Source organism: Bacteroides sp., from assembly GCF_028690125.1.
In the GTDB taxonomy this organism is placed as follows: Bacteria; Bacteroidota; Bacteroidia; order Bacteroidales; family Bacteroidaceae; genus Bacteroides.
Genome location: NZ_JAQVBV010000069.1, coordinates 1 through 14,235, shown reverse-complemented (window position 1 = coordinate 14,235; position 14,235 = coordinate 1). Strand labels below are relative to the sequence as shown.

9 protein-coding genes are annotated in these 14,235 nt (G+C 41.0%); 5 read left to right on the top strand and 4 right to left on the bottom strand.

What is annotated here, in order from left to right; translation table 11 throughout:
• The first annotated feature begins 498 nt into the window (after nt 1-498).
• The 5 genes from PHO71_RS23820 to PHO71_RS23800 all read left to right on the top strand — a co-directional run bounded on the left by PHO71_RS23820 (nt 499) and on the right by PHO71_RS23800 (nt 7,810).
• Nucleotides 499-2,118: a glycoside hydrolase family 172 protein gene (locus PHO71_RS23820; RefSeq protein ID WP_300208439.1), complete on the top strand. Its 1,620-nt coding sequence runs from the start codon at nt 499-501 to the stop codon at nt 2,116-2,118.
• Between the two features lie 20 nt (nt 2,119-2,138).
• Entirely contained in the window at nt 2,139-3,497 is a 1,359-nt protein-coding gene (locus PHO71_RS23815) for an FGGY family carbohydrate kinase (RefSeq protein ID WP_300208437.1), read from the top strand.
• Nucleotides 3,484-5,136, top strand: a complete 1,653-nt coding sequence (locus PHO71_RS23810) for a glycoside hydrolase family 172 protein (protein WP_300208435.1) — start codon at nt 3,484-3,486, stop codon at nt 5,134-5,136. Before PHO71_RS23815 ends, PHO71_RS23810 begins: the two co-directional genes overlap by 14 nt.
• Nucleotides 5,137-5,274: 138 nt before the next feature.
• Nucleotides 5,275-7,338 (top strand): hypothetical protein, encoded by a 2,064-nt coding sequence (locus tag PHO71_RS23805; protein ID WP_300208433.1) that lies wholly within the window; start codon nt 5,275-5,277, stop codon nt 7,336-7,338.
• A 169-nt stretch (nt 7,339-7,507) separates the two neighbouring features.
• On the top strand, nt 7,508-7,810 hold the full coding sequence (locus PHO71_RS23800) for a RyR domain-containing protein (RefSeq protein WP_300208431.1): 303 nt from the start codon (nt 7,508-7,510) through the stop codon (nt 7,808-7,810).
• Between the two features lie 121 nt (nt 7,811-7,931).
• On the opposite strand, the gene pyrH is transcribed toward PHO71_RS23800, so the two are convergent.
• The 4 genes from pyrH to PHO71_RS23780 all read right to left on the bottom strand — a co-directional run.
• On the bottom strand, nt 7,932-8,642 hold the full coding sequence (gene pyrH / locus PHO71_RS23795) for a UMP kinase (protein WP_300208429.1): 711 nt from the start codon (nt 8,640-8,642) through the stop codon (nt 7,932-7,934).
• Between the two features lie 238 nt (nt 8,643-8,880).
• Nucleotides 8,881-10,395 carry a calcineurin-like phosphoesterase family protein gene (locus tag PHO71_RS23790; RefSeq protein ID WP_300208427.1) on the bottom strand — a complete coding sequence of 505 codons (1,515 nt, stop codon included), beginning with the start codon at nt 10,393-10,395 and terminating at the stop codon, nt 8,881-8,883.
• Between the two features lie 15 nt (nt 10,396-10,410).
• The gene (locus PHO71_RS23785) at nt 10,411-12,108 is read right to left on the bottom strand and encodes a RagB/SusD family nutrient uptake outer membrane protein (RefSeq protein ID WP_300208425.1); all 1,698 of its coding nucleotides are present in this window, start codon (nt 12,106-12,108) and stop codon (nt 10,411-10,413) included.
• Nucleotides 12,109-12,120: 12 nt separating this feature from the next.
• Nucleotides 12,121-14,235: SusC/RagA family TonB-linked outer membrane protein (locus tag PHO71_RS23780; protein ID WP_300208423.1), on the bottom strand; the 2,115-nt coding region annotated here is incomplete at its 5' end.

Here is a 14,235-nt window from a genome sequence, read left to right as displayed (position 1 = left end):
TATTTGAAATTATGCAGAGCAATGCAATATGTAGCAGGACTTCCGCTACTATATCGTTACCTGCCTTTTTAAAGAAACGATTTTAATCGCTGATTTACAAAAGATTAGAACGAAATATTTTGTTTTATAGGGGTGGAACACTTAGTTTCAAGGTGTGAAACTTTTAGTTCAAACGGTTGGAACTTTTTGGTTATACGGTTGAAATTATTTTCTTTACTGTGCAAACTATTAGAGAAGCATAAGTAAACCGGTGATAGGTGATAGAGACGGTGATAGGTGATAAAAACAACCTATCACCTCTTAAAGCCCGATGAATAAAGGTATACAGCCTGTTGGTGATAGGTTGATAGAGAAAATGATGTTTTTATCTGGGTAGAAGTATGAAATTTGCAATAAGTGCCAATACTTATTTATTTTAGGCTATCTGTCATGTAGAGTGTAAGAAAAAAGAATGTACTTTTGTAATACTCATCTCCGGATATTTAATAAACTAAAATTATGAATAGAATTAAAGGATTATGTTTAGCGGCTTTACTGATTGTAGGAGGTCGTTCTTTTGGGTCCGATAAAGTGACAATAAGCACTTTGTTGGATGAAATGATTTCATTCGAAAAGGCGGCGGAGTTTCCGGATCCTTATTATACGTGTAAAATGATTAGTAGTTATGACCGCCGGACAGTATTGCCTGAAAAAGACTGGTGGTATGCCAATGACGATGGTTTTGGCTGCATGAGATTGGATACGATTCAAGGTCGCGTAGAAAAAGTCATGTTCGATTATGAAGGACCGGGAGTCGTTACACGTATCTGGCTGACTACAAATGTAAAGAATGGTACTCTTCGTTTTTATTTTGATGGCGAAGAAAATCCACGACTGGTAATTCCCGCTTACGATATGACACGTGCTCCTTTCAGGGTGGGGGATGCACTTTCTTTAATTCATACTAATTATACGCCCGAAGGTGCAGGAGGAAATACATTTATGTTTCCGCTTCCTTATCAAAAAAGTTGTCGGATAACTTTCGAAGAACCCAATAAAGATAGAAACACTTGGTCACCGCGATATCATGAAATAGAATACCGCACGTATGCTCAAGGTACAGAAGTCGAAACGTTTCATCCGGGACAAGTACATTCCCATATCATGCAGGAAAAGATACAGGATGTAAACAAAGCGCTTTGGAATCCTCAGACTTTTAAAGGAGGTGAACGTCGTGAGTTTGCGATGGATATTGCCCCTAATCAAAAAAGCTCATTGGAACTTCCTGCCGGAAGTCATGCAGTTCGTTCATTGATTATTGATGTGCATTGTCGGAGAGGAGATTATGCGAAGATGATGCGACAGTTGATTCTCAAAATTTCTTTTGATGGAAAAGAAACAGTCTGGGCACCGTTAGGAGATTTCTCAGGAGCAGGATTGGGAGCTCCGAAGGTAGATAGCTGGTATATGGATGCAGACGGTCGTGGACATATCACATCACGCTGGGTAATGCCTTATAAAGAAAATGCCAAAATAGAAGTGGAGAACTTATTTGAATTTCCTGTCTGGATGAATGTCAGGGCACATGTGTCAGACTGGAAATGGAACAAGAACACACTTTATTTCCATACGACTTGGAAACAGGAACGAGGAATTGAACTGACAAACCGATATGATGATCATAAAGGTGATCATATGTGGAACTATATCACCATTAATGGTAGAGGAGTATTTAAAGGCGATTTGCTTTCATTGTTTAACTATGCTCCCGATTGGTACGGCGAAGGTGATGAGAAGATATGGGTGGATAATGATGTCTTCCCTTCCCATCATGGGACGGGTACGGAAGATCATTACAACTGTTCTTGGGCCCCGGTAGTTCCTTTCCACACTCCCTATGGAGGTGCACCGCGAGCTGATAATCCTTCTTCACATGGTTTTAATGCTTTTGTACGTACCCGTAATTTGGATGGCATTCCATTTCAAAAAAGATATCGGTTTGATATTGAAATGTTGAGTTGGAATCCGGGTAAGGTGGATTATGCAGTGACAAACTATTGGTATGGAGATTTGGATACCAAGATAAATGAAAGTTCGGGTAAAGAAGAAGTAGTAAGTCCTTTACCTTATCTCATGTAGTTTAAACTAAACTGATAAATATGTATTGCGTAGGAATTGACATAGGTACGAGTTCTATTTGTGGTGTCGCTTATCATCTATCGACAGAACACTGCATCACGATTGTAAAGGATAATAATACAAGTATTATATCTGACAATCAATGGGAGAAGACACAGGATGCAGATGCTATCTTTCATCTGGTAGAGGAAATCCTTTCGGAATTCAGACAGAAATGTACGGATATAAAAGGAATCGGATTTTCCGGACAGATGCATGGTATGCTCTATGTGGATAAATGCGGTGAAGCTGTCAGTCCGTTATATACGTGGCAGGATGGCAGAGGAAATCTGATTTATAAAGAAGAACAAAGCTATGCAAGTTTTCTGACTCAGGAAACAGGATACCCCATGGCTACGGGTTATGGATTGGTGACTCACTTTTATAATAAACAAAACAATCAGGTTCCTTCGTCTGTCAATAAGCTGTGCACCATTATGGATTATGTGGTCATGAAGCTATGCCGTCGAAATGAACCGCTTATTGATTATTCCAATGCTGCCGGATTGGGACTTTTCGATAAAAGACGTTTGTTGTTCGATGTATCCGCTTGCGACGCCATACATTTAGACAGAATCCTATTGCCGGAAGTTATACCATCCGGTTCATTGGTGGGGTATTGTGAAGAAATTCCTGTATACGTTGCGATTGGTGATAATCAAGCTGCATTTTTAGGATCAGTGAAAGACATTGAGCATTCCATACATATAACGGTAGGAACCAGTAGTCAAATATCTGTTTACACAGATCGGTATGTGGAAGTTGAAGGGCTGGATATCCGTCCATTGCCCGGAGGTGGATATATTTTGGTCGGTGCTCCTTTATGTGGTGGTGCTTCATTTGCTATGCTAAAGGATTTTTTTGCCGATACAGTGAAGCATTTTACAGGAATAGAGAAAAGTGATCATGAATGGTATGAACGTATGATTTCCATTCCCTATCAAACAGATACTGATGACAGTATCGAAGTAGAAACTTTATTTAGCGGAACACGATTGGAACCGGACAAAAGAGGGAAAATCGATCATATATCTCTTTCTAATTTTACTCCTGAGAATTTGATACGAGGATTTGTCAAAGGAATCAGTCAGAACTTATATGATTATTTCCGGCTTATTCCTGATTCCGTCAGACAGAATAAAACAAACTTGGTTGGATCGGGGAATGGTATAAAAAAGAATCCGTTAATGCGTCAGGCGCTTGAAGAACGCTTTGGTTATTCCTTACATTTATCCAATGTTCAGGAAGAAGCTGCCTTCGGTGCTTGTGTTTGCAATATGGCAGGAGAAAAGAATGAAAGAGTTTTCAGCACTAAAGAATTGAACGATGAAAATTTATAGTACAAGAGTCATAGTAACAAGAGTTTTATATATAAGAAAATTATGCTTTTTATGGATAGCATTAGGCTTCTGCTTACTGGTATTAAGTTCATGCCATTCGGAAAAAGATAAGATTAATCGCATAGCCTTAGAGAATTTGCTGGATGAAATGGTTTCCGTAGAAGCTGATGTTTCTTTTCCGGAACCGACTTTCACTACCAAACATATCTCTAGCTATGATCGGCGTTCTGTACTTCCGGGCACTTCTTCGTGGCATGCAAATCGGGATAACACAGGTTTTGTTCGTTATGAGGCCAATAACGGTCGGGTAGAAAAAGTATTGTTTGACGAAGAAGGTCCGGGAGTCATTACCCGCATGATTACAACGGGTGGTGCTGGCGGAGCGAACCTCCGCATTTACTTTGACGGAGCGGAAGAAGCTGCTATTTTAATTCCTACTTACGACATAGCTAAATTTCCACTGGTCATTCCCGAAGGATTAATCTATCGTCACGAACATTATGATACGACACAAGGCAGTAGTTTTTATTACCCGCTTCCTTATGCAAAAAACTGTAAGATTACAGTAGACAATGTGGATCGTGATTATTTTTTCCATGCTTCGTGCCGTACCTATCCAAAGAATACGGAAGTCAGAACTTTTACTTTGGAAGAAGCGAATGATTTGCAGGCGAAAGCGCAACAAGTGAGCAATCAGTTGATGCACCCTCGTACTTATGGAGATGATCCGATCAGTCGGAAAGAGTCTCTCGCTGTCGGAGCATCTTTCGTTATGGAACTGCCCAAAGGAGGAAAAGCCATCCGCAGTCTTCTATTCCAAGTTTCAGAATTTGATTCCATTCATTATGCCTCATTGATGAGGGGACTGATTGTAAATATTTCTTTTGATGGAAAAAGGACGGTTCGTGTACCATTAAGCGATCTTGTCGGCGCCGGTATGGGTGCTCCTGCCGTGGACAGTTATTATTTGGAGGCAGATGGCAAAGGTAAAGTGCTTTTGCGATTAGCGATGCCTTATCAGGAACAAGCGAAAATTGATGTTAATAATATTTCGGGCTATCCGGCTACTTTGGAAGTAAAAGTATGTTTTTCCGATTGGAAATGGGAGAATAATACACTCTACTTTCATGCTGACTGGCGGCAGGAGAATGGTTTGCCTACAAACTGCGGTATAGACTATAATATGGGAACTTTGAAAGGAAGAGGTGTTTTTATAGGCGATATGCTGTCTCTTTATAATCACTCTCCACGCTGGTATGGCGAAGGTGACGAGCATATTTGGGTAGATAACGACACTTTCCCTTCTCATTTCGGATGCGGCACGGAAGATTATTATAACACGACTTTTGCACCTATTCATGTTTATTTTAATCCGTTTGGAGGAGCTCCGAGAGAAGACGATGAGGCATCGCGGGGCTATAACACGTTTGTTCGTACCCGAAATTTGGATAATGTACCGTTTAATGAACATCTGAAGTTTGAATTTGAGCTGATCAGTTGGGATGGGGGCAAGGTGGATTATGCTTCCACTCTGTTCTGGTATGGTGATTTGGATACAGAGATGGCTAATCCTTCGGATGACCAAGCGGCACTATATGATTTTCCGCCTGCTATCTTTACGGATACAGAACGCAAATAATACTATTACGATGTGATAATAGTAGAAAACATGGAAAGCTGCTCTAAAGGTTATGTAAACTAAACCCAATTGGCTAATAAGTGTATGGAATTAACATTTGGATAATTTATTTATTTATATAGAAACACCATTGAAAGTATGAAGAGATATGTATGGATAATAGGACTATGTACCCTAATGACAGGAGGAATGACCTCTTGCGGACAAACCGGGGATGATCAGGAAGGAGCACGAATACATTTACTGAATAACAACTGGAATTTGAATGTACCTGCCGCAGCACAGGCAACATTGAATGGAGATTCGGTTGAAGGTACGCTACCTATTCCTTCAGATATAGAGAAAGGTTTTACGATTAAATGTAAGGTAAACTTGCTTGTGCCTACTTTTGATCGTCATCTCGTAGAAATACCGGGAGTGCTGGATGTTTGCCTTAAGCAATATAATCCTTTCGACCGTAATAAACAGAATTATCCGGCAGCTAAAATGCAGGATGGCACTGTCCCCGTTCTGGAAGCGGGACTGGAATTAAAGTCTCCGGTAGATGGACATATGGAACGAATGACCGTTGGTGTTCCGTTGGCTATGCTGGAACAACCGTGGGGAGAACACGAAGTTGTCTTAAACTTTTCCGGTGTTCGTTGGACTATGTATGTAGATGGGCAATTGTTGGATAATGATTTTCCTTTAGGGTATCCTCTAGCAGAGAAAATGGAACGTTGGAAAATAGACACAGCATTTGTTTCACAAGCTGAGTTGTTTTATCCGGCTATACAACCCGAACGAATGGACGGAGTACAAGCAGGATTACAGCCCCAAGTACAATTTTGGACTCCTACCGGACATAATGCGTGGGTAGGGGATGTTGTCAGTTTGTATCATGATGGAACTTATCACCTTTTCTATTTATACGACCGTCGCGGACATCAAAGCAAGTTCGGACGGGGCGGACATTACTTCGAACATCTTTCAACAAAAGATTTCCGGCATTGGACAGAGCACGAAGCAGCCGTACCTATTGAGGAACAATGGGAAACTTTTGGTACAGGTACTCCTTTTGTTTTCAATAATCAGCTTTGCATTAGCTATGGTTATCATACCACTCGTATTTATCCTCGTGAACAAACTACACTTCCCGAAATGTATAAATACTTGGAGGATCATGGACATACAGGTAACTTTGACCGCCATCAAATGGCGGGTGTTGCAGCAGGCTCCTCTTATTCAGTAAGTGATGATGGTGTTCATTTCCGTAAGACAGGTGTCTTGTTTCACCCTTGTGAAAATCCAAGTATTTATGTCGATCCGAAAGGAGATTTGAAGATGTTGGCCAATTATGGTGCTCGTGGTACGTGGGCTTCTGATTCAGTGAGTGGTGGCTGGCATTGTTTGGATGAAAACTTCCCATTAGGAGGTGATTGTACTTTCTTCTTCCATTGGGGAAATTACGATTACATTATCGGAGGTTTCACCCGTCTATGGTCTAAGCAAACAGTGCAACCGGATTCTGCTTATCAGGATATGGTAGCAATAGGTACGGATTTTTATAATGGTTCGTGTGTACCGACTATTACGGAAATATTCGACCACCGTTTTGTGATGGCAGGATGGATGTGGATGAAGGCTTGGGGCGGACCGCTGGTAATCCATGAATTGGTACAATTGCCTGACGGTCGTATCGGTACGAAATGGATGGATGAACTGCTACCTGTTACCTCAACGAAAGTTACAACATTTCCGGAAAACTCAACGAAGATAGAGAATTTACCTTCCGGTTCTTTCTTATTAACTTTTGAAGTAACTCCTGTTACTCCAGACGGAAAGTTGTCTGTGAATTTATTGCCTTCTCTTGATAAAGGTCTGCAAGATGGGTGTGAATGGCGACTAGATGGTGCGGATAAGCGGGCACAATACTCTTTTGTCGGCGATGGGACCGCTCGTGAACGTTCTTTACGTGAAGGTGGTGCTCCACAGCAAGGACGTAATTATGCTATTGAGAACTTATTGGATACAGATAAAACTTTTACAGTACGTATGGTTGTCAAAGCCTCTGATAAATTTGACGGATCTATGGTAGATACGGAGATTGCCGGAAAGCGTACCATGGTTTCTTACCGTGAAAAACTGATTCCGGAACGTCTGCAATTCCGTACGGAAAATATGGATGTTAAGAATATACGTATTACTCCTTTGGCTGATTAAGGAATACTGCTGAATATACAAATCGGATAAGATCAGGGCGAGAAACCTGAACTTATCCGATTTTTTATTTTTTTATCTGTCCGGATTGGATTTAATCTAATGGGTAAGTGTTATCTTTGTGAGTTATCATTCTGTATATTACAAAAAGACGCTATAAATAACAGTAAATATGAAAGATAGTAAACAAGCTTATATTCCTTCTCCGATGGATCTTTCATCAGTAGAATTACCCGAATCTCTTATTGAGTTGTCGGAAATGATTGCGAAGAATGTACATGATGTATGGTCTAAATCCAGAATGGATGAAGGATGGACTTATGGTCCTGAACGTGACGATGTACATAAAAAACATCCTTGTCTGGTTCCTTATGAAGAACTGCCGGAAGGAGAGAAAGAGTATGACCGGAATACAGCTTTAAATACAATAAAGCTCGTAAAACATCTGGGGTATAGGATAGAAAAAGAGAAATAAAAAGACCACGGATAACACGAAGTCTCATTCATTAATTATACGAATAAGCAGTTGAAAACCGACTGCTTTTCGCTTGTATGAAAATCCATATTATTCGTGGTAATATACCAACAGGCTGAGATTAGTTGTGAACGATTGTTCCTATCTCTTCGCCGCTGATTACTTTCTTTAAATTACCAACCGTATCCATATCGAATACAACAATCGGCAGATTATTTTCTTTGCACATACAAGTGGCAGTCAGGTCCATTACTTTCAAACCACGTTTCAATACTTCGTCATACGTAATATCGTGGAACTTGGTTGCAGTCGGGTCTTTTTCCGGATCGGCAGTATAGATACCGTCCACGCGGGTTCCTTTTAGCATAACATCTGCTTCAATTTCGATACCTCTTAAGGAAGAGCCTGTGTCTGTAGTGAAGAAAGGATTACCTGTTCCGCCGGACATGATAACTATCTCACCATTTTCCATGCATTCGATGGCTTTCCATTTGCTGTAAAATTCACCGATAGGTTCCATACGTACGGCTGTCAGTACGCGAGCTTTTACTCCGGCAGCTACTAATGCGGAACTTAATGCAAGGCTGTTAATAACAGTAGCCAGCATTCCCATCTGGTCACCTTTCACACGATCGAAACCTTTGTTCGCTCCACTCAAACCACGGAAAATATTACCTCCGCCGATCACAATACCAATCTGTACTCCTTGTTCGTGAATATCCTTAATCTGAGCAGCATATTCAGCGAGTCTTTTTTCGTCAATGCCGTATTGTTTTTCGCCCATCAGGCTTTCCCCGCTGAGTTTTAGCAGAATTCTTTTATACTTTGCCATATTGATTTACTTTTAGTTTCGGACAAAGATAGAGATAAAAACTGAAAGACAAAGTCGTCCTGTCGCTATTTTTGATGCAGATAGATGTTAGAAATGTACGAAGCAGATAGATGGGATCTCATTAAAGAAATCTCCACTATCTGCAACATCCATATCTAAAAAATAGTTCCTGAAAACACTTTCTTATTATAACACCACCTGTCGGGTGCTTCCTGTTATTGAGTATGTAATGACACGCTTATTCAGTCTTAGTAATAGTCTTCACATACGTATTTCCGTAAGGATCACTTGCCTCAATCTTCACTTCACTCCAACTACTTGTTGGTTGATAAAAGAACATATGATCGCAATTCTTTTCCGGCTCTGCACTTGGGCGGTGTGAGGGTTTGTCGCTACCATACATGGTATTGTAAGCTCTCGGATCCATCTCTTTGATATTTTGAGTCAAGTTTTGTTTGTATATACCATTCTCGTAGAGTTTCACGCTCCAATTGGTATGCCAGGTAAAGATATTGACTATAATTCCACTCTTGTATTTATCGGAGACGGCTTCGCCCGGTGAGTATAAATACATCTGATAGTCTCTTTCATGATGCGTACCTTTATAATACCAATTCTTGATCTGATTACCTTCAATCTCATAAATTGCAAAGCCGCGGGCACTTCCGTCATTACATAAGTCACCGTTCCAATACGCTCCCATGATAGAACCTAGAGAGTTCTCTTCAATGTTCTCGGAAATGGTGGTCGTATAATTGTTATGAGAGTGTCCGGAGAGAATTCTGACTTGATAACCTTCCAACAACTTGTATAATGCTGCATTATTTGTTACTTGTGAGTTACTGTTCCTTCTCTTTGTCGGGATATGTACACCAAGGATGATTAGCTTATCCTTGCTTATATGTTTCAGGTCCTCTTTTAGCCAAGCCAACTGTCGGTCGGTGATAGTACCTGTGTAACTTTTGTCTGCTCCTCCTTCATAGAGTACATCATCCAAGACAACAAAGTGACATTGACCGATATTGTATGAATAATAAGTCGGTCCGAAGTTTTCCTTGAAAGCCGCATCGGCTGCTTCATCGTTATCCTTTACATTCATGTCATGGTCGTGGTTACCAATAACGGAGAAAGTAGGGATATTCAGTCGGCTTACTTGTTCCTTATAGTTGGAATAGTAGGGTAGGTTATCCCACACAAGATCTCCCAATGAAATACCGTATATGGGTTGGCTGTCGATATCCTCTTTCAGATAACTGATGATTTTAGGAATATCTGTTTCCAGGTAAGTAATGTCTGTTTTATCACCAATCTGGATATCAGCCACAGCCAACAAACGGAATTGGCTTTTAACTCCACTTTTTTTCAGAGAGAAGTTCTTGTAGAGAACATCATTGGGTTTTACAGTAATTGTCTGGTATATTACCGGAAAATTATTGCTAACCGGAATTTCACAATCAGCAGGTACGGATACGAATACAAATTCTGCTTTACTGTTAGCTTTCATTTGATAGATACCTTCATCATCGGTTGTAGCAGTGGTGTAACCATCACTGACTACCACCCCTTGTAAGGGGGTGGTGCCATCCATGATCTTTCCTACCAGGTTCATTCCCGGTTTTACACTAATACCACTATCTTCATTCCCGTTACCGCTACCTCCTTCATTGGTATCATCGCTACTGCAAGCTATATTGACACTTAACAGGAGAGTGAAAATAAAGAAGTTGGTAAAATTTAAAAATAGCTTTCTCATTATGTATAGTTTTTATTAATAACCGGGATTCTGTTCAATTTTGTTGTTGGCGGAAATTGCCGAGTTAGGGATTGGAAAACGGTTCTTATTTGTATCGTTAGATGGTTTGTGATCCCACCAATTTTCTGTAACGAACATATTCCAGCGGATGAGGTCAGTACGACGACGCCCGTGTCCTTCACCCAAAAATTCAATCATCCACTCATCCAGCATACGATATTTATCGAGGTTGTTCTCTGTTGCAGGATTCGGGTCCTGTTTGTTTTCAAAATTACGGGCACGTACCTTATTAATCAATATGGCTGCTCCCTTCTTCTCGCCTGCACGTAGTTTACACTCTGCCAACATATAGTATATTTCAGACAGACGAATGATCGGGCAATCCGGATTGTAACGATACTGTTTATCAGCCATATTCGGTTGAGGAGATTTTACCAGACGATAACCTGAATTTTCTTCTCCGTCAGCCATTGTAGATGGAAGTTCTGAAACAGAACCGTATTTTGAGCCTACTTCAGAGAAACGGGCTACCTGATCGACAAGATTGATCACTTTTCCTTTGTACTCTTTGGAACCTGTACACGCCATGCTCTCATCGTTCGGATTTACTTGCTCACCCATTTGGAACATACCTTCGTATTTCTTACTTCCCAAATAGCGATAAGGTTTCTTGCGTAAGTCTTTATCGTGGAACTTGGCAATTGTATTTCCCAATTTATATTCCGTATAAAGTTCACCGGTCGGCTTGTGCGACGGGGTCAGCATAAATCCGTTGTATCCGGTCGTTTCGGTGTCGAAATATTTGTAACCTTCCATATGATAGAAATATTTGAAATACCAATCCCATTGCAGTTTTGCATTTTCAGAAGGCACTCCCCATATCATTTCCGGTGATTTATCATTGTCGAATCCGTGAGGACCCCACCATGTGTTGTCTAATTCGTAAACACCATATTCACCGTCAATAATATCCTGGCAGATAGTGGCACAATCAGCATACCGATCTTGATGCGCATAGGCTTCTGCATTGAAGTAAAGTTGTGCTAACATGGCAGCAGCGGCTCCTTGTTGGATATATCCGTCTTCGTGAGCTCCCAATGTTGTTTTCTTTTTCAGTTTGGGAATAGCATTTGTCAATAGAGACTCGATGTGATTGAATGTTTCTACATCCGTACTACGTCCTTGAAGTGCATCATCATTACTTGTATAGATAGGCATTCCGCCGAAATAATCCAACCCTTTCATATAGAAGTAAGCATTGAGTGCTTGAAGCTGTTGAATTTGATCATCCTTGTCAGCATCAGTCAGTCCGATACTTTTGTAATCCACGGTTTCAAGGTCAGCTTTTGCTTCCAGTACACGGGAGATGGCTCCGGTAGTTCCGTCGTAGGTGTTTACAACAAAGCGGTCGTCCGGATTCCAGGTATGGTAATGAAGGCGGAAATATTCACCACTATTGTACCAGTCTGCACCACGTTGTGGACAAACCATTTCATCCGTAGTCAGTTCTTGCAGATACCATCTGTCATTTCCTACATACCAGCGCCAGTGGGTGAAAGGACGTGCCAGTACGGCATAAGTATTTTCCGGAGTGGTAATGAAAGTATCAGGAGTCACTTCTGAATAGAATACCTCGTCAAGGTTGCAACTGCTCATTGATAATGTCAGCGCAAGTCCGAGACCTATATAATATTTTGAGTTTTTATTTTTCATCTTCTGTTACAATTAAAAGGTTATTTGAGCACCCAAAGTGAAACGCATCGTTTGAGGATACATTGAGTCTGTATTTTTGATATATTCAAATCCCGGATTCAGTCCGTTAATATCTACTTCCGGGTTGGCACCACTGTATTTGGTAAATACAGCCAGGTCGCGGGCGGTGAGATACAAACGTATGTTGTCTACGTATTTGGTTTGTTTCTTAAGATTGAGACGATAACCAAGAGTGATAGCATCGATTTTCAGGAAAGTACCATCTTCTATCCAATAGTCACTCAGAATTTTCTCGTCGTTGATACCTTTATTTTTCTGGTAAGCCTCTTTCAAGACATTGTTTTGTGACTTGTTTTTCAATCCATAATACATATTTATCTGGCTGAAGATATCGAAGTCGATCCAGCTACGCAAAGAGATATTCAAATCCCAGTTTTTATATTGGAAAGTATGATCCCAAGAAGCCATTAGTTTAGGAATCGCATTACCTGTAAAACGTTTGTTTTCTGCTTTCAGGTTCTCATCGTTGGCTGGTACTACATTGTTATCCTTGTCATAGATTAACCATTTCCCATCGTCATCGACACCTGCATATTTGTAAGTGAAGAATTGTCCGATAGTCATGTTATTCTGCATCCGGGCACCGGTTCCCGGATTACCCGGAGAAGGGAACGTTACCTGATCGATAAATTCTTTGTCACTCAAACCAATATTTTTCAGTTTGGTGGTATTGTGAGACAAACGAATGCTGGAAGAGTAGCGGAAGTCTTTGTTGCGAACAATATCACCGCCTATTTCAAATTCCCATCCCTTGTTTTGAAGGTTACCGATATTTTTCATGATCTTATCGTGTACCATCGGAGGCATCGGAGCATTTACTTCATAAAGCATATCGCTTACATTACGCAGATACCAGTCGAACTTACCATACAGACGGTTGTCAAAGAGTGAATAGTCGAGACCAATGTTCCATTCAGCTTTTTGTTCCCATTTCAAGTCTGGATTGATATTGCGGATAGAGCCGTACGCCGGATTCCATACACCATTGGTAGGCCACATCTGATTAGAAGTGTACATACGTGTGGTATAACCGTTTCCGAAACCGTTGTTACCGGTGACACCGTAGCCTACACGGAATTTTAAGTCATTGATGAAAGTCAGGTCCTTGATAAATGCTTCATCAGAGATACGCCATCCCGCGGAGACTGACCAGAAGTTACCCCAACGGTTATTCTTACCAAACTTGGAAGAACCTTCGCGGCGTAAACTGGCTGTTACCATATAGCGGTCTTTAAAGGTATAATTAGCACGTGCAAAGAACGAAAGCAAACGTTCGCGTGGATCTTTGCCTGATTCCATAGCTGCTCTACCGTCAGACAGATACATACCCGATGCCATATCCCACGGTCCTACACCATCAATCGGGAAATCATAGTTCGTCATGTTGAACTTCTCACCAGTTGCCTGCCAGAAGCTATATCCGGCTACGGCATTGACATGATGGTTTTCTGCAAAGACCTTATTATAAGTAGCATAGGCTTCGGCTGAAAGACGCTCGTCTTTGCTAAAACCATGATAAGCAGAACCACGGCGAGTGTTGTCTACTGATTCTTTATGGGCGGCAGATACATATTTATATTGTTGCCATTGTGATTTCTGATAACCGATAGTTCCCTGAACAGTCAGGTCGTTGGTTACATTTACTTTTAAAGTCGCATTGCTTAGTAACCATTGATCTTTACCATTGTTGCTTCTCAACATGATGTCGGCTACCGGATTGAAGTCTGTACCGGAAATACCATTACCGGTAACGTTGTATTGTGACGGATTTTCGGGGTCGTACAAAGGAATAGTAGGGTTCAGACCCAATGCCATGTTAAAAATACCGGAAGAGTTGCGTTGATCTCTGTCGGCTTCGCGATATTCTGCGTTAGTGATGATTTGTGCTTTTCCATCGAAGAGGTTGAATGTACCGTTGATACGTCCGGCATAGTCTTTACGACCATCACCGATGACAATACCTTTTTGATCCTGCATACTGAGAGTTGCGTATAGCAAAACATCTTTGCTACCACCGGAGACGTTGAGGACGTGACGGTTGGAAACAGCATTGTCGTTTGTCAGTTC